Source organism: Xanthomonas hawaiiensis, assembly GCF_031834635.1.
Taxonomy (GTDB): Bacteria; Pseudomonadota; Gammaproteobacteria; order Xanthomonadales; family Xanthomonadaceae; genus Xanthomonas_A; species Xanthomonas_A sacchari.
Genome location: NZ_CP115873.1, coordinates 3,988,334 through 4,007,791, shown reverse-complemented (window position 1 = coordinate 4,007,791; position 19,458 = coordinate 3,988,334). Strand labels below are relative to the sequence as shown.

Sequence of the window (19,458 nt, the reverse complement as noted above, 5' to 3'; positions counted from 1 at the left end):
TCTCCGTTTTTCCATAGCCGAATGGCTGGTCATCCCGGCTCCACTCACTGCTCCACTCAAGGCTCGCGCAAGGCCAGCGCCGGCGGCGTGCGCAGGATGCGGCGCGTCCCCGACCAGCCGGCGAGCAGGCTCAGCGCCACGCCGCCGAGGCCGCCGAGCAGTAGCGCCGGCCACGGCGGCGACAGTGCGAGGTCGAACGCTTGCTTGGCCACCACCACGCCAATGATCGCCGCCGCCCCGACCGCGAGGATCGCGGCGAGCAGGCCGAGGGCGCCGAACTCCACCAGCACCGCGCCGCGCAGTTGCCCGCGCCGCGCGCCCAGCGTGCGCAGCACCGCGCTGTCGTAACGACGCTCGCCGGCAGTGGCCTGCAGGGCGGCCAGCAGCACCAGTGCGCCGGCCAGCAGGCTGAAGCCCATCACCAGTTGTACCGCCTGGGCGACGCGGTCGATGACCTCGCGCACGCGCTGCAGGATCGCGTCGATGTCCAGCAGCGACACGTTCGGATAGGCGCGGCTGAGTCCGCTCAGTTGCGCCGCCGAGGCGTGCGGAAGATGGAAGGCGGAGATCAGGTTGTACGGCGCATCCTGCACCGCGCCGGCGTTGAGCAGCAGGAAGAAGTTGACCCGGAACGAATCCCAGTCGGCCTTGCGCAGGCTGGTCACGGTGAAGCTGCGCTGCTGGTCGCCGAGCAGCAGGGTGATGCGGTCGCCGAGCTTGAGCCCGTAGCGCTGCGCCCAGCCTTCCTCTACCGAGGCTTCGGCGGCGGTGCTGTCGGCGGCCCAGAAGCGTCCGGACAGCAGCCGGTTGGCGGCAGGGAATTCATGCCGCCAAGAGAAGTTGATCGGCCGATCGCTGCCGTCGCCATCGTCCTCCGGACCCTGCTCGCGGCGCTGTGGCGGCTTGCCGTTGATCGCCACCAGCTTGCCGGTGCTGAACGGTTCCACCGCCGCATCGGCCACGCCGAGCGTGCGCAGGGTGCCCAGCACCTGCTCGGCCTGGTCGGGCTGGATGTTCATCAGGAAGTAGTTCGGCGTGTCCGCCGGCAGCCGGTCGCGCCATTGCCCGAGCAGGCCGGGGCCGATCACCGCGAGCAACAGCAGGGCGCACAGCGACAGCGACAATCCCACCAGTTGCACCACGCTCAGCGCGCGGCGCCGGGTCAGTGCTGCCAGGCCCAGCTTCCAAGGCCCGCGCAGGCGTCCCTGCAGCCGCCGCAATACCGCCAGCAGCAGGCCGCCGACCGCCGCGGCCAGCGCCGCCAGCAAGGTCAGGCCGCCCAGCACCCAGGCCGCCAGCACGCCGTCGCCGGTGGCGTACACCGCCAGCACCACGGTGGCGACCAGGGCCGCGGCATAGACCAGCAGCGAGGTCGGCGGCAGCGCGGCGAAGCTGCGGTTGAGCACCCGCATCGGCGGCACGTCGCGCAGGCGCAGCAGCGGCGGCAGGCCGAAGCCGAGCAACAGCAACAAGCCGATGCCGGCGCCGGCCAGCGCCGGCGTGGCCTGCGGCAGCGGCAGGCGGTTGGGAATCAGGCTGCCCAGCGCTTCGACCAGGCCGACCTGGGCCAGCATGCCCAGGCCCACGCCGAGCGCGCAGGCGGGGATCGCCAGCAACAGCAACTGCAGCGCCAGCGCGCCGAGGATGTCGCGCTGGCGCGCGCCGAGGCAGCGCAGCACGGCCACATTGTCGATGCGGCGCAACGCGAAGCGATTGGCGGCCAGCGCCGTGGCGACGCCGGCCAGCAGCACCGCCAGCAACGCGGCCAGCGCCAGGAAACGCCCGGCGCGGTCGAAGGCGCCGCGTACGCCGCGCTGGGTGTCCTCGATGCCGACCAGGCGGAACGCCTTGGCGCGCGGTGCCAGCCATGCGCGCAGGGCGGCGATCTCGCCGGGCGCTCCGGCGAACATCAGCCGATAGGAGGCGCGGCTGCCGGGGCCGAGCAGGCCGGCGGCATCGACGTCGGCGCGGTTGACCAGCAGCGGCGGCGACAACTGCATCAGTTCCCCGGAGGCATCCGGCTCGGCGCGCAGCACCCGGGTCACGCGCAGCGTGCCTGCGCTGAACTCCAGCGCATCGCCGAGCTTCAGGCCCAGCGCCTCAAGCAGGCGCGGATCGGCATAGGCCTCGCCGCGTGGCGGCGGCCCGGCGCGTTCGCTGCCGGCGCCGACGGTGTCGCGCGCCACCAGTAGTTCGCCGCGCAGCGGATAACCGGCGCCCACCGCCTTGATGTTGGCCATCTGGCTGGCGTCGCCATGGAACAGCACGCTCGGGAAACTGACCATGCGCGTGCTGCGCAGCCCGCGCCGCTGCGCTTCCTCGGCGAACGCGGCGGGGATGTCCTGACGCCCGCTGACGCCGAGATCGCCGCCGATCACCTCGGCGGCGCTGCCGGTCAGCGCCAGGGTCACCCGGTCGACCAGGGTGCCGACCGCGGTCATCACCGCCACGCCCAGCACCAGCGCGGCGAACACGGTCAGCAGGTCGCCGGCGAACAGTTCGCGGCGCAGCGCGCGCGCGGCGTGGCGCAGCACGTTCATGCGGCATCCGCCGTGTCGGCGGCGCGCAGGCGGCCGCCGTCGAGGCGGTAGCGGTGCTCGCAGCGCTGCGCCAGGCGCATGTCGTGGGTGACCAGCACCAGGGTGGTGTCGCTGCCGGCGTTGAGCGCGAACAGCAGGTCGCTGATCTGCTGCCCGGTGGCCTGGTCGAGGCTGCCGGTGGGCTCGTCGGCGAACAGGATGCGCGGCCGCGCCACGAACGCGCGCGCCAGGGCCACGCGCTGTTGCTCGCCGCCGGACAGTTGCCGCGGATAGTGTCGCGCCCGTGCGCTCAGTCCGACCGCCTCCAGCACCTCGCGCACCCGCGCCGGATCCTCGCGGCCGGCCAGTTCCAGCGGCAGCGCGATGTTCTCGGCCGCGGTCAGCGACGGCAGCAGGTGGAAACTCTGAAACACGAAGCCGACCTCGCGTGCGCGCAGCGCAGCGCGCGCTTCCTCGTCCAGCGCATTGAGCGACTGCCCGGCCAGCACGATCTCGCCGCGCGTGGGCAGGTCGAGGCCGGCCAGCAAGCCGAGCAGGGTGGTCTTGCCGGAGCCGGAGGCACCGACGATGGCGACGCTGTCGCCTTCACCGATGGTCAATCCGACCTTGTCGAGAATGTGGACCGTACCCTCCGGTCCGCTGACGGATTTGCCGACATCGCGCACGTCGATGGCGATGCCGGCGCGAAGCGTGGGGGCCTGACTGTCGATGAGGGAATCTCCGATGCGTGGTGACGAGACGAGAAGCAAGCGGGCCTGGACGCGCCGCGCCTGGCTGCTGCTGGCATGGTGGGTGCTGCTGCCCGTCATCGCCTGTGCCAAAGGTGCGACGGGTCCGGTGCTGGTGCTCGGCGACAGCCTCAGCGCCGCGCACAACATCCCGGTGCAGTCCGGCTGGGTGGCCCTGCTGGACAAGCGCCTGCAGCAACAGATGCGGACGCCGCCGGCCGTGGTCAATGCCAGCATCAGCGGCGAGACCTCCTCCGGCGCGCTGACCCGCCTGCCGGCGCTGCTGCAGAAGCACCGGCCGTCGGTGGTGGTGATCGAACTGGGCGGCAACGACGCGTTGCGCGGGCTGAGCCCGGCCGAACTGCGCGGCAACCTGGAGAAGATGATCGTGCTCAGCCGTGACGCGGGTGCGAAGGTGCTGCTGCTGGGCATCGACGTGCCGCCGAACTACGGCCCGGGCTACCGCCAGCGCCTGCGCGCGGTCTACGTGGACCTGGCGAAGCAGTACCAGACCGGCCTGTTGCCGTTCCTGCTGGACGGCGTGGCGCTGAACCCGGCGCTGATGCAGGGCGACGGTCTGCACCCCACCGCCGCGGCCCAGCCGAAGGTGCTCGACAATGTGTGGCCGCAGCTCAAGCCATTGATCGCGCAGTAGTTTTTTTCCGGCTCATGCAGATGAAGCGGCCTTCACGCCGCCACCACCGCACATCCGGCATGTTTCACAAAGCTGAAGACTGAGGAAGCGTTATGCGTCAGACCAAGGAAACATCCGGGCTCGTGCTGGTCGTGGAAGACAACCGCAATATTTCCGAGATGATCGGCGAATACCTGGAAGGCCGCGGATTCGAAGTGGATTACGCCTGCGATGGCCTGGACGGCTACCGCCTGGCGGCGGAGAACAGCTACGACGTGGTGGTGCTGGATCTGATGCTGCCGCGTCTGGACGGCATCGAAGTGTGCCGCCGCCTGCGCAACGACGCGCGCAAGTCGACCCCGGTGCTGATGCTGACCGCGCGCGACACGCTCGACGACAAGCTCACCGGCCTGGGCTTCGGTGCCGACGACTACCTGACCAAGCCGTTCGCGATCCAGGAACTGGAAGCGCGCCTGCGCGCGCTGATCCGCCGCGAGCGCCGCCAGGTCGGCTCGGAAGTGCTGAAGGTGGCCGATCTGGTGCTGGACCCGGTGAGCATGCGTGCCACCCGCGCCGGCACCGAGCTGCAGCTCTCGCCGATCGGCCTGCGCCTGCTGACCATCCTGATGCGCGAATCGCCGCGCGTGGTCACCCGCCAGGAAATCGAGCGCGAGATCTGGGGCAACGGCCTGCCGGATTCGGACACCCTGCGCAGCCATCTGTACAACCTGCGCAAGATCATCGACAAGCCGTTCGACCGCCCGCTGCTGCACACCGTGCAGAGCGCCGGTTACCGCATCGCCGACATCGCCCAGCCGATGAGCTGAGGCTGCGCCCGACCGTGACATCCGCAGCGGCTCCGGTGAACGGGGCCGTTTGCACGAAAGGATCACGATCGGCCTTCCTATAATCGCGGCAACGATCACGGATGCCGTATGCCGCACGGGTTGCCGCGCAAACTTCGCCTCGCCCTGATCGCCCGCATCGTGTTTGCGGGCTGTGTGGTCACGCTTGCCAGTTATCTGGTGGTGGCAATCGTGCAGCACTCGCTGGTCGGCTCGATCCTGCAGCAGGAAGCGCGCTATTACTGGCGCGTGCATGCGCAGCAGCCGCAGCAGCTTCCGCCCAACACCCATAGCCTGCGCGGCTATCTGGTGGCGCCCGGCCAATCCGATGCCGCCGTGCCCGTCGACCTGCGGGGGCTGGCGCCCGGCCTGCACGAGGACCGCCCCGGCGGCGAGATCGTGCTGGTCGACCAGAACCCGGCCGGTCGCCTGTACCTGGTGTTCCTGCGCGCGCCGGCGCAGCGGCTGGCGTTCTGGTTCGGCGTGGTGCCGACCCTGCTGACCCTGATCGCGGTGATCGTGGTGGCCTGGCTGACCTGGCGGGTGTCGCGACGCTTGCTGTCGCCGATGAACTGGCTGGCGCGGCGAGTCTCGCGCTGGGATCCGCGGCACCCGGCCGCCGCCGATCTGGCACCGGAAAACCTGCCGGCCGACGTGCAGGGCGAGGCACGGCAGCTGGCCGCCGCGCTGCATGCCCTGGCCCAGCGCGTTACCGACCACGTCGCCCGCGAACGCAATTTCACCCGCGATGCCAGCCATGAACTGCGCACCCCGCTGACGGTGATCCGCGTCGCCACCGACATCGCGATGACCGAGCAGGAACTGCCGCCGCGCCTGAATCGCAGCCTGCAGCGGATCCAGCGTGCCGGCCGCGACATGGAAGCGGTGATCGACGCGTTCCTGATCCTGGCGCGGGAAGCGGACGTGGTGCCGCAGAGCGAGACCATCGACGTTGCCGAGTTGGTGGAATACGAGGCCGAAAACGCGCGCGAACTGCTGGCGGCCAAGCCGGTCGCGCTGAGCGTGCGCGTGCTGGCCGCGGCGACGCTGCACGCGCCGCCGCGGGTGCTGCACGTGGTGGTCAGCAACCTGCTGCGCAACGCCTGCAGCTATACCGATGCCGGACGCGTGGAGGTCGAGGTCGAGGCCGACCGCATCCGTATCCGCGACACCGGCATCGGCATGTCCGAGGAGGCGCTGCGACACGCCTTCGAGCCGTTCTTCCGCGCCGAACCGGAGCGTCCGCAGGGCACCGGGCTGGGCCTGTCGATCGTGCGCCGGCTATGCGACCGCTTCGGCTGGCAGGTGGCCCTGGAAAACGCCGAGGGCGGCGGCATTCTCGCGACGGTGCGGTTCTCCCCGGCGACTTGACCCCGGCAGGTTCGTGTCGGCGCAGGCCGGCACCCTGGCGCTGGCCTGTGCCGGCTCAATGCACCGCAATGGCCGGTGTTCTTTTAGGAGAACACCGGCCGGTGGTGTTCACGCCTTGGTGTGCCCGCCGTCCGCCTTCGGCGCGCTGATGCGCACCTTGTCGCCGTCGGTCAGGCCGTCCGGCGGGCTTTCGATCAGGCGGTCGCCGGCGGCGATGCCCGAGCCGAGCTGCACGGTCTTGCCGAAGTCGCGGGCGATGGTCACCGGCTTGAAGGCGACCGTGTCGTGCGCGTCGACCACCGCCACGCGCAGGCCCTTGTCGTCGAACACCAGCGCGCTGGCCGGGACCCGCACCAGCGCGGCGTCGGCCGGCAGATCGAAACGCACGCTGGCGTAGCCGCCCGGCATCAGCCGGCCGTCCTGATTGTCCACGGCGACCTGGACCAGGGTGGTGCCCGAGGCGGCGTTGACCGCTCCCGACGCGCTGTCGACGACGCCGCTGAAGGTCTGCCCCGGGTATTCCGGCACCGTCAGCGTCACCTTGCTGCCGGCGCGCACCGACGGCGCATCGCTCTGCGGCACGTTCACGTACATGCGCAGCTTGTGCGTGTCCGAGACGACGAACAGTTCCTGGCCGCCGCCGCCGGCGTTGATCAGCGCGCCGACATCGGTCTCGCGCGCGGTGACGGTGCCGTCGAACGGCGCCACCAGTCTGGCGAAGCCCTTCAACGCTTCGAGGCGTTCGAGGTTGGCCTGTGCGGACTGGGCAAGGGCACGCTTGGCGTCGTAGTCGCCGTTCTTCTCGTCCACGGCCTGCTTCGACACCACCTCGGTCTGGCCCATGGTCTGCCAGCGCTTGGCGGTGGTCTGGGCCAGGGTGGCGTTGACCCGGGCGTTGGCCAGGTCGGCCTTGGCCTGAAGCAACTGCTGGTCCAGGTCGGGCGTTTCGATCTCGGCGAGCACGTCGCCGGCCTTCACCTTGGTGCCGATGTCGGCTTTCCACCATTTCAGGTAGCCGCTGGTCCGGGCGAAGATCGGCGCGCGGGCATACGCTTCCAGGCGGCCGGGGAGGTTGAGCACGCCGGCGCCCTGCTCGGTGTCCGGAGCCACGACGTTGACCGTCGGCACCGCCTGGTCGTCGGTCCATGCGCGCAGCCGGTGCGCGTCGCCGGCGCGCGTGGCGATGCCGGCGACGACGATGGCCAGGACCACGATCGAGGCGATGACGCCGGCTAGGCGGAGACGGCGCGGCGAAACGGGGGGCGACAGATCAGGCGACATGCGGGGACGCTCCGGAGGCGTGCGCCGTCGGCGAGGACGGCTGGGAACCACGGCGGTGGATGAGGCTGAAGACGATCGGCACGAAGAACAGCGTACTGACGGTGGCGAAGATCAGGCCGCCGATGACGGCCCGGCCCAGCGGCGCGTTCTGCTCGCCGCCTTCGCCCAGGCCCAGTGCCATCGGCGCCATGCCGATGATCATTGCCAGTGCGGTCATCAGCACCGGGCGGAAGCGCACGAAGCCGCCTTCCAGCGCCGCCTTCGCCGCGTCGCCGTGCTCGGCGAGGCGCTCGCGGCAGAAGCTGACCACCAGGATCGAGTTGGCCGTGGCCACGCCCATGCACATGATGGCGCCGGTGAGCGCGGGGACCGACAGGGTGGTGTGCGTGGCGAACAGCATCCAGACGATGCCGGCGATCGCCGCGGGCAACGCGGTCACGATCACGAACGGATCGCTCCACGACTGGAAGTTGACCACGATCAACAGGTAGATCAGCACGATCGCGCCGAGCAGGCCGAAGATCAGGCCCGCGAACGCCTTGTTCATCGTCTGCACCTGGCCGAGCAGCACCGTGCTGGACCCCTTGGGCAGGAACTTCTGGTCGGCATCGAGGATCTTCTGGATGTCGGCCGCGACCGCGCCCAGGTCGCGGTCCTGCGGGGAGGCGAAGATGTCCACGGTCGCATTGATGTTGTACTGGCTGACCACCGCATTGGTCGCGGTGCGCGACAGCGTCGCCAGTCCGCCCAGGCTCTGCGCGCCGCCCTGGCCCGCGCTGGGGCTGATCGGCACGTTCTGCAGGTCGGGCAGGCTGTCCAGGCTGTACTGCGGCGTCTGCATCACGATCGGATACGACACGCCGTTCTGCGGGTTCAGCCAGAACGTCGGCGCGATCTGGCTGGAGCCGGCGAGGTTCACGCCCAGGCTGCTGGTGACGTCGCGCTCGGTGATGCCCACCTGTTGCGCGAGGCTGCGATCCACGTTCACCGCGAAGCCGGGGCTGGACTGCGACTGCTGGATGCGCGCGTCCGCCACGCCCGGGACGCGGCGGATCTCGCGCAGCAGGCGGTTGGCATAGGCGAAGTTGGCGGCGAGGTTCGGGCCGCGGATCTGCAGGTCCACCGGCGCCGGCGCGCCGAAGTTCAGGATCTGGCTGATGATGTCGGCCGGCGGAAACGAGAACACCACCGACGGGAACTGCCGCGGCAAGGTCTGGCGCAGCGTGCGCACGTAGTCGGCGGTGGGCGCGTGGCCTTCGCTCAGCGCGATCTGGATGTCGCCGTCCTGCGAGCCGATGGTGCCGGTGTTGTTGTCGGCGTTGTTGATGCCCGAGGACGACAGGCCGATGTTGTCGACGACGCCGGCCAGATCGTGCGGCGGAATGAGCTTGCGCACGGCGCCGGTCACGTCGGCGAACAGGTGTGCGGTCTCCTCGACGCGGGTGCCGACCGGCGCGCGCACGTGCATCAGGATCTGGCCCGAGTCCACCGACGGGAAGAAGTTGCGGCCGAGCATCGGCAGCAGCAGGAACGACAGCGCCACGCACAGCATGAAGCCGGGCACGAACATCCTGCGGCGCAGCAGCGCGGTCTCGAGCAGCGCGTAGTAGCCGGCGCGCAGCCGCTCGAAGCGCTTTTCGAAGCCGCGCTGGAAGCGCACCAGCGGATTGCGCGACGGCGGCTGGCCATGGCCGTCGCCGTGCATGTCGGTATGCGGCGCATGCGGACGCAACAGGTACTTGGCCATGGTCGGCACCAGCGTGCGCGACAGGAGGAAGGACGCGATCATCGCGAACATCACCGCTTCGGCCATCGGCACGAACAGGAAGCGCGCCACGCCTTCCAGGAAGAACATCGGCACGAACACGATGCAGATGCACAGCAGCGAGACGAAGGCGGGCGTCACGATCTGCGAGGCACCGTCCAGGATCGCCGTCTCCACCGACTTGCCCTGCTCCAGGTGCCAGTTGATGTTCTCGATGGTCACCGTGGCGTCGTCCACCAGGATGCCCACGGCGAGCGCCAGGCCGCCCAGGGTCATGATGTTCAGCGTCTCGCCGATCGCCGACAGCGCGGCGATCGAGCCGAGGATCGCCAGCGGGATCGAGATGGCGATGATCAGCGTCGAACGCCAGCTGCCGAGGAACAGCAGGATCATCAGGCTGGTCAGCGCCGCGGCGATCACGCCTTCGCGTGCCACGCCCTCGATCGCGCCGCTCACGAACAGCGACTGGTCGCCGATGGGAACGATCCGCAGGTCCGGCGGCAGCGCATCCTTCATCGCCGCGACCCGGTCCTTGATGCCGGCGATGATCGCCAGCGTCGAGGCCGAGCCGTTCTTCATCACCGTCATCAGCACCGAACGGTCGCCGTTGACGTGCACGATGTTGGTCTGCGGCGGCGCGCCGTCGCGGACATGCGCCACGTCGCGGATGAACACCGTGGCGCCGTCGATCGTCTTCACCGGCAGGTTGCCCAGTTCCTCGATGTCCGGCGGCGCGTTGTTGAGCTGCAGCGTGTATTCGTACTTGCCGATCTTCTGCGTGCCCACCGGGGTGATGAGGTTCTGCGCCGCCAGCGCGTTGGCCAGGTCCTGCGCCGAGAGGCCGCGCGCCTGCAGCGCCGGCGGATCGATGTCGATCTGCACCTGGCGGGTCTTGCCGCCGAACGGATACGGGATCGCCGCGCCGGCCACCGACGTGAGCTGCGGACGGATGATGTTGAGGCCGAGGTCGGCCAGGTTCTGCTCGGTGAGCCCCTTGCCGGACAGCGCCAACTGGATGATCGGCACCGTGGAGGCGTTGTAGTTGAGGATCAGCGGCGGCGTGGTGCCTTGCGGCAACTGCCGCAGTATGGTCTGTGCGACGGCGGTGACCTGTGCGTTGGCGGTGCGGATGTCGACGTTGGGCTGGAAGAAGATCTTGATGATGCCGAAGCCCTGGATCGACGTGGCCTCGGTGTGCTCGACATCGTTCACGGTGGTGGTGAGCACGCGTTCGAACGGCGAGCTGACGCGGCCGGCCATCTGGTCGGGCGGCAGGCCGTTGTACTGCCAGACCACGGCGATCACCGGGATCTTGATATCCGGGAAGATGTCGGTAGGCGTGCGCAATGCGGCGAGCGGACCCACGATCAGGATCAGCAGGGCCAGGACGACGAAGGTATACGGTCGCGTCAGTGCGATCCGGACAAGGCCAATCATTGGAGGAGTGGTTCCGTGCGCGAATGTTGCGTCGCGGCGAATTTTGCCTGCGGGGCGCTTGCTGGCCGCATTAAGATTTATTTAGACATCCATTCCGGGGTCACAAACGCTCGATGGTTCAACGACTTGTGCGCAGGTCGGGGCGTGTGCCGCAAGCCGCGTGGCCGGCGCTGCCAAGCCGCGCGCGGCGGCACGTGGAGAGAGGCGTACGACCGCGGACCGGGTGTGCCCCGTTTCAGGCAGGGCGGGGCGTGCAGCCCGCGGACGGCGCGGCCGCGGCGGGCGGGCAGAGCAGGGAGAACACGGCACCGCGCGCGTCGCCGCCCACCTGCAACGTATAGCCGTGCAGGCGCACGATGGCGCTGACGATCGCCAAGCCCAGCCCGCAGCCGGGCTTGGCGCGCGTCTGGTCGACGCGGTAGAACCGGCGGAAGATCGTCTGGCGCTCGTCGGGGGCGATGCCGGGCCCGCTGTCGGCGATCTCGAGACGCGCGTTGCCGTCCTGGTCGGTGGCTGCGCGCAGGCGGATCGTCCCGCCGTCGGGCGTGAACTTGATGGCATTGCTGACCAGGTTGGCCAGCGCCTCGAACAGCAGGTGCCGATCGCCGTGCACGGCCGGCAGCGGCGCCATGGCGAGGTCGAAGGTCTGGCCGCGGTCCTCGGCCAAGGGTGCGTAGAACGCGTGGACCTCGTGCAGCAGCGGGGCGAGGTCGATCGTCGAGAAGCAGGCGCTGCGCTGGCGGTCTTCCAGTTCCGACACGCGCAGCAGCGCGCGGAAACGGGTCAGCACGGTGTCGATCTCGCCCACGCATTCGTCCAGCTGCGCGCCTTCCGGGCGGCTGGCGAACTGCTGCTGCAGCCGGTGCAGGCGCGTTCGCATGCGCGTCAGCGGGGTGCGCAAGTCGTGGGCGATGTTGTCGGTGACGCCCTTCACCTCGCCGAGCAGGCGCTCGACCTCGCCCAGCGTCCTGTTCACCGTGGCTGCCAGCAGATCCACCTCGTCGCCGCGCCGGGACACCGGCAGGCGCACGCTGAGATCGCCACGGTGGATGGGTTGCATGGCCTGCTGGATGGCGCGGATCCGTCGGGCCGGGCCGCGCGCGATGAGCAGGCCGCCGAGCACGCCGGGCAGCAGGGTCAACGACAGGCCCCACAGCAGTCCGCGGTAGATGATCGCGGTCAGTCCGTCGATGACGGTACTGGCCTTCGCCACGACCAGGCGACGGCCGTCCGGGAGTTGCCGGGCGATGCCGTGCGCCCGGATCTGGCCGCTGCGCCCGCTGCCGATCAACCTGGCGCTGACCACGCCGACGCTGCCATCGGCCGCCAGGTCCCTGGGCACCTCGGCGATGTTGCCGGCGATGCGGCGTCCCTGCGGGTCGAACAGGCCGACCCACATGAAGCCCTGGATGTCGATGGCGTTGGCCTGGCCCACCGTGTCGGCCAGGCGCCTGGGGTCGGTGTGTTCCAGGTAATGGATGCGCGCGACCAGCATCTGGTCGATCACGTGCGAGAGATAGCGGGTGGACTCCCACTGCACGATGCCCAGCAGCACGATGCACCAGATCGCGAACAGCGACCCGTAGATCAGGATCAGTCGCGAGGTGGCCGACCGCCAGGCGTCACTCAGCGGGACCAAGGACATACCCCGAGCCGCGCATCGTGCGGATGAGCGGCGGCTGGCCGTTGCCGTCGATCTTGCGGCGAAGGCGGCCGATGTGGACGTCGATCACGTTGGTGCCCGGATCGAAATGGAAGCCCCAGACATGCTCGAAGATCATCTGTCGCGTCACCACCTGGCCGGCGTTGCGCATCAGGAATTCGAGCAGGCGGAACTCGGTCGGCAGCAGGGTCAGCGGCTGGCCGTTGCGCAAGGCGTTGTGGCGGACCAGGTCGAGCTCCAGGTCCGCCACGCGCAGGCGGGTTTCCGGTGCGGTCGCGCTGCGGTGGCGGCGCACCAGCACTTCGGCACGCGCGACCAGTTCGTCGGGCGAGAACGGCTTGGTCAGGTAGTCGTCGCCGCCTGCGCGCAGGCCGCGCACGCGCTCGTCCACCTCGGAGAGTGCGCTGATCATCAGCACCGGCGTCTGCACCGCGTGCTTGCGCAGTTCGGACACCACGTCGATGCCGTCCATGCCCGGCAGCATGCGGTCGAGGGTGATGATGTCGTAGCCATCGGCCAGCGCGCGCTGCAGGCCGTCGCGTCCGTCGGCGATCCAGTCGGCACTGAAGCCGTGCGCGCCGAGTTCCGCGACGATGTCGCGGGCGGTTACTTCGTCGTCTTCGATGACCAGGGCCCTGGGCATCCTGGCTTACTCCAGGCCGGAGACGGCGAAGCCCGACTGCCGGCGCGTCCGGGCCGCGCCGGCACGCCCCCGGCCTACATGCTGGCGCGCAAGGCCGCTCATCGTCGTGTCAGGGGCTCAGGTAGGGCCGCAGGGTGTCACGCCACAGCGCGTAGCCGGCCGCGTTCATGTGCAGCTTGTCCGGGCCGAACAGCTCGGCGCGCGGCTGCCCGTCGGCGCCCAGCATCGGCGTGTACACGTCGACGAACTGGACCTGCTTGAGGCCGGCGGCGGCCTTGCGGATCAGCGCGTTGGCCTCGGCCATCTTCGGCATCAGCGCTGCACGCGAGGGACTGGGCTTGATCGACAGGTAGACGATGCGGGTCTTGGGCAGGTCGCGGCGCACGCGGGTCACGAAGGCCACGAAGTCGTCGCGCACCTGCTGCGGGCTGCGGCCGCTGTTGAGGTCGTTGTCGCCGGCGTAGAACACGATCAGGCGCGGCTTGTACGGCACCACGATGCGGTCGGCGTACCAGGTGCTGTCGCGGATCTCCGAGCCGCCGAAGCCGCGATTGAGCGTCGGCACGCCAGGAAAGTCGGTGGCCAGCGAGGTCCAGAAGCGGATCGAGGAGCTGCCGACGAACAGCACGCCGCCGGGTTGCACCGGATGCGCGGCGTCGTCCTTGGCGAAGCGCGCCATGTCCTCTTCCCAGGCGGCATTGGAGACCTGGTCCGGCACGCTGGGCGCCGCGGGTGGGGTGAGCGCCCGTGCCGGCGACAGGCCCAGCAGGGACAGGCTGAACAGACTCAGGGCGAGCAGCGGTGCGCGCAGCGGCGAACGGGGCATGACGCCTCCTCGAAGCAAGGGGATCGGCGATGGTGCCGCAGGCGCGACATGCAGGCAAATCCGCGGCGATGCCGGCGCCGCCGCGGGGCTTGTGGCAAAATTGCGGCCTATCCCGCTGCGCCCTTGCCCATGACCGATTCCTTCCGGCCGCCGTCGTCGCGTCCCCGTTGCCCGGGGCGGGACTGAGCCGTGGCCGACCAGTTCGGGCATCTGCCGCGCGGGCCGCGCCGCATGCTGATGGCGGCGCGTTGGTCCTGGCAGGGGCTGCGCGCGGCCTGGCTGCACGAATCCTCGTTCCGCCTGGAGGTGTGCCTGTTCCTGATCCTGGCGCCGCTGGCGCTGTGGCTGGGGCAGGGGCCGGTGCAGCGGGTGCTGATGATCGGCTCGCTGCTGCTGGTGCTGGCGGTGGAACTGCTGAATTCGGCGATCGAGGCAGTGATCGAGCGCTATGGTCCCGAGCATCACGAGCTGGCCGGCCGCGCCAAGGACATGGGCTCGGCTGCGGTGTTCGTGATGCTGGCCAACGTGGTGCTGTGCTGGGGCCTGATCCTGCTGCCGCGCCTGCTGTGATCGCCGCCCGTTTCTTCTTCCGTTAAAGGACCCGACACCATGGCCCTCGAGTTTCTCGCCGACCCCAACACCTGGCTGACGCTGTTGACGCTGAGTGCGTTGGAGATCGTGCTGGGCATCGACAACCTGGTGTTCATCTCCATCGCCGTGGGCAAGCTGCCGGAAGCGCAGCGCCCGGCCGCGCGCAAGTTCGGCATCGCCGTGGCGTGCCTGACCCGCATCGCGCTGCTGGTGTCGCTGGCGTTCCTGGCGCGGATGCAGGGCGAGTTGTTCAGCGTCGCCGGCATGGGCATCTCGATCCGCGATCTGGTGCTGATCGTCGGCGGCCTGTTCCTGCTGGTGAAGGGCACCATGGAGATCCGCGAGCTGATCACCGGCGGCGAGGATGAAGACCCCACCACCAGCAAGGCCTCGGGCGTGTTCTGGATGGTGATCGCGCAGATCGCGGTGATCGACATCGTGTTCTCGCTGGACTCGGTGATCACCGCGGTCGGCATGGCCCAGCACATCCCAGTGATGATCGCCGCGGTGCTGCTGGCGGTGGCGGTGATGCTGCTGGCGGCCAACCCGCTGGGTCGTTTCATCGACGCCAACCCGACGGTGAAGATGCTGGCGCTGGCCTTCATCCTGATGATCGGCGTGGTGCTGATCCTGGACGGCCTGGACGTGCACGTGCCCAAGCCCTACATCTACGCGGCGATGGGCTTCTCGGTGCTGGTGGAGTGGCTGAACCTGCTGATGCGCCGGCGTGCCGCCGCGCACCAGGTGCCCGGCGCGGGGAAGTGGTGAACCACCGCTGAGGTCGGCTGCGTTTTCACCGGCGGCGTGGCAAGCTGCGCGCAGTCATCTGCCGGAGTCCTCGCATGCGCCTGTTGTCCCGCTCCCTGTTCCTGGCCGCGCTGGCGGTGTTGCTGTCCGGCTGCGGCTACAACGCGATCCAGCAGAAGGATCAGGCGGTCAAGGCCGGCTGGTCGGAAGTGCTGAACCAGTACAAGCGCCGTGCCGACCTGGTGCCGAACCTGGTCAACACGGTCAAGGGCTATGCCGACCAGGAGCGGCAGGTGCTCACCGACGTGACCAACGCCCGCGCCCGCGTCGGCCAGGTGCAGGTCAACGCCGACGACGCCGCCTCGCTGCAGCAGTTCCAGCAGGCGCAGGGCCAGCTGTCCAGCGCGTTGTCGCGGCTGCTGGTGGTCAGCGAGAACTACCCGAACCTGAAATCCGACCAGGCCTTCCGCGACCTGCAGGCGCAACTGGAAGGCACCGAAAACCGCATCACCGTGGCGCGCGGCCGCTACATCCAGGCGGTGCAGGACTACAACACCTACATCCTGTCCTTCCCGCAGGTGCTCACCGCCAAGATGTTCGGCTACAAGGAGAAGCCCAACTTCTCGGTGGAGAACGAGGCGCAGATCTCCGAGGCGCCGGCGGTGAACTTCGGCGGCCAGCCGGCGTCCGCGCCGCAGCAGCCGCAGCAGCCGGCACCGGCGCAGTAAGCGTCGCGGCAGGCCGGCCCGACCGTGCATTTCACCTCCGCGGCTGAGCGCGCCGCCGCACCGACCGCGTCGCGCGGCGGCGCCCGCCCTGCGGCCGGCCATCGGCACGTCTGCGTCTGGCTGTTGCTGCTGCTGGCGCTGTTGCCGTGGCTGGCCTGGGCGCAGGCCGAGGCGCCGATCCCGCCGCTGGATGCGCCGGTCGTCGACACCACCGGCACCCTGACGCCGAACCAGCGCCTGGAACTGGACCGGCAGGCGGTGCAGTTGCAGCAACGCAAGGGCAGCCAGCTGCAGGTGCTGGTGGTGCCCAGCACCGCCCCGGAGAGCATCGAGCAGTACACCCAGCGCGTATTCGACCAGTGGAAGCTCGGCCGCAAGGGCGTGGACGACGGCGTGCTGCTGGTGGTGGCCAAGAACGACCGGCGCGTGCGCATCCAGCCCGGCTACGGCCTGGAGGGCGCGATTCCCGACGCCACGGCCAACCGCATCATCCAGGAGTACCTGGTGCCGCGTTTTCGCGCCGGCGACTACAGCGGCGGCATTGCCGAAGCGACCGCGATGCTGGTCAAGCTGATCGACGGCGAGGCGTTGCCGGCGCCGGTGAGTGCGCACGCTTCCACCTCGCGCGGCGGCGGCCTGGGATTCGGATTCTTTGCCGGCCTGTTCGCGGCGCTGGTCGCGCAGGTGCTGTTCGCGCGGCTGTCGCGCCCGGTGCGCGGTGTGCTGAGCGGCGTGGTCGGCGGCGGCGTCGGCCTGCTGCTGAGCCTGTCGCTGTTCGTCGGTGCGCTGACCGGCGCGATCGGCCTGCTGCTGGGCCTGTTCGTCGGCATCGCGCCTGGCCGCTCGGCTGGGGGTGGCGGTTGGGGTGGCTGGGGGGGCGGCGGCTTCGGCGGTGGCTGGGGCGGCGGTGGAGGTGGTTGGGGTGGCGGCGGAGGCGGCTTCGGTGGCGGCGGCTGGGGCGGTGGCGGCGGCAGTTCCGGAGGCGGCGGCGCCTCGGGGAGCTGGTGATGCGCCTGCTCCGGCACCTGTTCGCGCCCTCGGCACAGCGGCTGTTCCCGGCGGCCAGCCTGGAGCGCATCGGCGCGGCGATCGCCGAGGGCGAGCGGCTGCACAGCGGGCAGGTGATGTTCGCGGTGGAATCGGGGCTGACGCCGGCGCAGGTGCTGCGCGGCATGGCGCCGCGGCTGCGCGCCGAGCACGCGTTCGCGCAGTTGCGTACCTGGGATACCGAGGCCAACAACGGCGTGCTGATCTACCTGCTGCTGGCCGATCACCACATCGAAATCGTCGCCGACCGCGGCCTGCGCGGACGGGTGGACGCGGCGCAGTGGCGGCAGGTGTGCGCGCTGATCGAGCGCGACATGCGCGCGGGCCAGCCCGAACAGGCGGTGATCGCCGGCGTCGGCGCAGTGTCCGCATTGCTGGCTGCGCACTTCCCGGCACAGCCGGGCCAGCAGGGCGAGAACGAATTGCCGAATCTGCCGCGGGTGCTGGACTGAGCGTGCCTGTCGTTCGGGTGTGTGCTGTCGGTAGATGACACGCGGCGTTGGCGCGATGTGGTGGATTTCAGCAGGCCCAGCGTCGGTAAGCATGCAGGCAGCCGCAGAATGCGCTGCCCATATGCTGCCGATCCGAGCCATTTGCTTTGGCTGGGATTTGTGCACCGACCTTGCCGTCGACGCATCCTCCCGTAGGAGCGGCTTCAGCCGCGACGTTCCCGGTAAAGCCCGTCGCGGCTGAAGCCGCTCCTACGGGAATGCGCATAGCGTCCGACTGTACATCGGTCACGCGCAGCGTCGGCGGTCGAGTCAGTGGCAGACGCGTGCGCCTGCCAGCAGATGAAGCGCCACCCCGCCGCGCCGTCCGTAGGCGCGGCAACCAGCGGAGTCGGTGGCAGAATAGGCACTCTTTGCCCCCGGCCGACGCTTGCGCATGACCTATCTCCACCAGATCGACCCCATCGCCTTCTCGCTCGGGCCGGTGAAGGTGCATTGGTACGGGCTGATGTACTTGGCCGGCTTCATCTCGGCCTGGTGGCTGGGCCGCCGCCGCATCCGCGCCGGGCGCCTGCCCGGGGTGAACGAGGACGGCTTCTCCGACCTGCTGTTCTACGCGATGCTCGGCGTGGTGCTGGGCGGGCGCATCGGCTACATGCTGTTCTACGCGCTGTCCGATTTCCTGGCCGATCCGCTGCTGATCTTCAAGGTGTGGGACGGCGGCATGAGCTTCCACGGCGGCCTGCTGGGCGTGCTGGCGGCCTGTCTGTGGTGGACGCGCAAGGCGCGCCTGCACTTCTTCGACACCGTCGACTTCATCGCGCCGCTGGTGCCGCTGGGCCTGGGCTTCGGTCGCGTCGGCAATTTCGTCGGCGGCGAGTTGTGGGGCAAGTTGACCCACGCCGGCTGGGGCGTGATCTTCCCGCACGCGCCGGTGCAGGACGGGGTGGCCAACGCCCCCGCACTGGAAAGCCTGATGAGCACCGCGCAACTGCAGCAGCAATACGCTGCCGGCATGCTCGATCGCTATGCCCGCCATCCCTCGCAGCTCTACGAAGCGGCGCTGGAAGGGCTGGTGATGTTCGTGGTGCTGTGGACGTTCTCGATGAAACCGCGCGCGCGCTATGCGGTGTCCGGCCTGTTCGCGCTGCTGTACGGCGTGTTCCGCTTCGCCGTGGAGTTCGTGCGGGTGCCGGATGCGCAGCTCGGCTACCTGGCGTTCCATTGGCTGACCCGCGGCCAGCAGCTGAGCATTCCGCTGATCCTGCTGGGCGTGTTCCTGCTGTGGCGCTCGCGCAGTGCGCCGGTGCTGCAGCCGGTGCCGCCGCCGGAGGTGACCAAGTGAAGCAGTACCTGGACCTGCTGCAGCACGTGCTGGAGCACGGCGCGGAGAAAGCCGACCGCACCGGCACCGGCACGCGCAGCGTGTTCGGCTGGCAGATGCGTTTCGACCTCAACGACGGCTTCCCCCTGGTCACCACCAAGAAGCTGCACCTTCGCTCGATCGTGCACGAGCTGCTGTGGTTCCTGAAGGGCGAGACCAACATCGCCTATCTCAAGGACAACAAGGTCAGCATCTGGGACGAGTGGGCCGACGCGCAGGGCGAACTCGGCCCGGTGTACGGCAAGCAGTGGCGACGCTGGACCGGCGCCGACGGCCGCGAGATCGACCAGATGCAGTGGCTGGTGGACGAGATCAAGCGCAATCCGGATTCGCGGCGGCTGGTGATCAGCGCCTGGAACGTGGCCGAACTGCCGCAGATGGCGCTGATGCCCTGCCACAGCCTGTTCCAGTTCTACGTGGTCGACGGCAGGCTCAGTTGCCAGCTGTACCAGCGCAGCGGCGACATCTTCCTCGGCGTGCCGTTCAACATCGCCAGCTATGCGCTGCTGACCCACATGGTGGCGCAGGCCACCGGGCTGGGTGTGGGCGATTTCGTGCACACGCTGGGCGATGCGCATCTGTATTCCAATCACTTCGCGCAGGCGCGTGAGCAACTGGCGCGCACGCCGCGGCCGTTGCCGCGGCTGCGACTGAATCCGGCGGTGACCGATCTGTTCGCCTTCAGCTACGACGACATCGCCATCGAGGGGTATGACCCGCATCCGGCGATCAAGGCGCCGGTGGCGGTGTGAGCAGCAGCTGGGAATCGGGAATGTGGA

17 protein-coding genes are annotated in these 19,458 nt (G+C 69.5%); 10 read left to right on the top strand and 7 right to left on the bottom strand.

Annotation, left to right across the window (positions count from 1 at the left end; all coding sequences use genetic code 11):
* Positions 1 to 56 precede the first annotated feature (56 nt).
* Both PG878_RS17070 and PG878_RS17065 read right to left on the bottom strand, forming a co-directional pair.
* A complete protein-coding gene (locus tag PG878_RS17070) occupies positions 57 to 2,540 on the bottom strand; it encodes an ABC transporter permease (protein ID WP_209030638.1) in 2,484 nt (827 codons plus the stop codon).
* Positions 2,537 to 3,139, bottom strand: coding sequence for an ABC transporter ATP-binding protein (locus tag PG878_RS17065; RefSeq protein ID WP_209030639.1), 603 nt, complete (start codon positions 3,137 to 3,139; stop codon positions 2,537 to 2,539). Before PG878_RS17065 ends, PG878_RS17070 begins: the two co-directional genes overlap by 4 nt.
* Before the next feature lie 109 nt (positions 3,140 to 3,248).
* On the opposite strand from PG878_RS17065, the gene PG878_RS17060 reads away from it, so the two are divergent.
* The 3 genes from PG878_RS17060 to PG878_RS17050 all read left to right on the top strand — a co-directional run bounded on the left by PG878_RS17060 (position 3,249) and on the right by PG878_RS17050 (position 6,118).
* Positions 3,249 to 3,923: an arylesterase gene (locus PG878_RS17060; RefSeq protein ID WP_425510458.1), complete on the top strand. Its 675-nt coding sequence runs from the start codon at positions 3,249 to 3,251 to the stop codon at positions 3,921 to 3,923.
* A 92-nt stretch (positions 3,924 to 4,015) separates the two neighbouring features.
* The gene (locus PG878_RS17055; RefSeq protein WP_003481607.1) at positions 4,016 to 4,729 is read left to right on the top strand and encodes a response regulator transcription factor; all 714 of its coding nucleotides are present in this window, start codon (positions 4,016 to 4,018) and stop codon (positions 4,727 to 4,729) included.
* A gap of 108 nt (positions 4,730 to 4,837) precedes the next feature.
* On the top strand, positions 4,838 to 6,118 hold the full coding sequence (locus PG878_RS17050; protein WP_209030641.1) for a sensor histidine kinase: 1,281 nt from the start codon (positions 4,838 to 4,840) through the stop codon (positions 6,116 to 6,118).
* A 108-nt stretch (positions 6,119 to 6,226) separates the two neighbouring features.
* Here PG878_RS17050 and PG878_RS17045 read toward each other — a convergent pair whose 3' ends face one another.
* The 5 genes from PG878_RS17045 to PG878_RS17025 form a co-directional block, all read right to left on the bottom strand.
* Positions 6,227 to 7,399, bottom strand: a complete 1,173-nt coding sequence (locus tag PG878_RS17045; protein ID WP_209030642.1) for an efflux RND transporter periplasmic adaptor subunit — start codon at positions 7,397 to 7,399, stop codon at positions 6,227 to 6,229.
* A complete protein-coding gene (locus PG878_RS17040; RefSeq protein ID WP_209030643.1) occupies positions 7,389 to 10,601 on the bottom strand; it encodes an efflux RND transporter permease subunit in 3,213 nt (1,070 codons plus the stop codon). The genes PG878_RS17045 and PG878_RS17040 overlap by 11 nt, the downstream gene beginning before the upstream one ends.
* Positions 10,602 to 10,836: 235 nt before the next feature.
* Positions 10,837 to 12,246 (bottom strand): HAMP domain-containing sensor histidine kinase, encoded by a 1,410-nt coding sequence (locus PG878_RS17035; protein ID WP_209030644.1) that lies wholly within the window; start codon positions 12,244 to 12,246, stop codon positions 10,837 to 10,839.
* The gene (locus PG878_RS17030; RefSeq protein ID WP_010342210.1) at positions 12,224 to 12,907 is read right to left on the bottom strand and encodes a response regulator transcription factor; all 684 of its coding nucleotides are present in this window, start codon (positions 12,905 to 12,907) and stop codon (positions 12,224 to 12,226) included. Before PG878_RS17030 ends, PG878_RS17035 begins: the two co-directional genes overlap by 23 nt.
* Before the next feature lie 109 nt (positions 12,908 to 13,016).
* The gene (locus PG878_RS17025; RefSeq protein WP_209030645.1) at positions 13,017 to 13,733 is read right to left on the bottom strand and encodes an SGNH/GDSL hydrolase family protein; all 717 of its coding nucleotides are present in this window, start codon (positions 13,731 to 13,733) and stop codon (positions 13,017 to 13,019) included.
* A 189-nt stretch (positions 13,734 to 13,922) separates the two neighbouring features.
* Here PG878_RS17025 and PG878_RS17020 point away from each other — a divergent pair, with 189 nt between their 5' ends.
* The 7 genes from PG878_RS17020 (at position 13,923) to PG878_RS16990 (ending at position 19,431) form a co-directional block, all read left to right on the top strand.
* Complete coding sequence (locus PG878_RS17020) at positions 13,923 to 14,303, top strand: diacylglycerol kinase (RefSeq protein ID WP_209030646.1); 381 nt, start codon at positions 13,923 to 13,925, stop codon at positions 14,301 to 14,303.
* Positions 14,304 to 14,342: 39 nt separating this feature from the next.
* Positions 14,343 to 15,092 carry a TerC family protein gene (locus PG878_RS17015; protein WP_010342213.1) on the top strand — a complete coding sequence of 250 codons (750 nt, stop codon included), beginning with the start codon at positions 14,343 to 14,345 and terminating at the stop codon, positions 15,090 to 15,092.
* A 74-nt stretch (positions 15,093 to 15,166) separates the two neighbouring features.
* The gene (locus PG878_RS17010) at positions 15,167 to 15,799 is read left to right on the top strand and encodes a LemA family protein (protein WP_019799748.1); all 633 of its coding nucleotides are present in this window, start codon (positions 15,167 to 15,169) and stop codon (positions 15,797 to 15,799) included.
* 120 nt (positions 15,800 to 15,919) lie between these two features.
* Complete coding sequence (locus tag PG878_RS17005; RefSeq protein ID WP_209031063.1) at positions 15,920 to 16,807, top strand: TPM domain-containing protein; 888 nt, start codon at positions 15,920 to 15,922, stop codon at positions 16,805 to 16,807.
* Positions 16,807 to 17,298 (top strand): TPM domain-containing protein, encoded by a 492-nt coding sequence (locus tag PG878_RS17000; protein ID WP_209030647.1) that lies wholly within the window; start codon positions 16,807 to 16,809, stop codon positions 17,296 to 17,298. The genes PG878_RS17005 and PG878_RS17000 overlap by 1 nt, the downstream gene beginning before the upstream one ends.
* A gap of 433 nt (positions 17,299 to 17,731) precedes the next feature.
* A complete protein-coding gene (lgt, locus tag PG878_RS16995) occupies positions 17,732 to 18,640 on the top strand; it encodes a prolipoprotein diacylglyceryl transferase (protein WP_209030648.1) in 909 nt (302 codons plus the stop codon).
* Complete coding sequence (locus PG878_RS16990) at positions 18,637 to 19,431, top strand: thymidylate synthase (RefSeq protein WP_209030649.1); 795 nt, start codon at positions 18,637 to 18,639, stop codon at positions 19,429 to 19,431. Before lgt ends, PG878_RS16990 begins: the two co-directional genes overlap by 4 nt.
* Positions 19,432 to 19,458 lie beyond the last annotated feature (27 nt).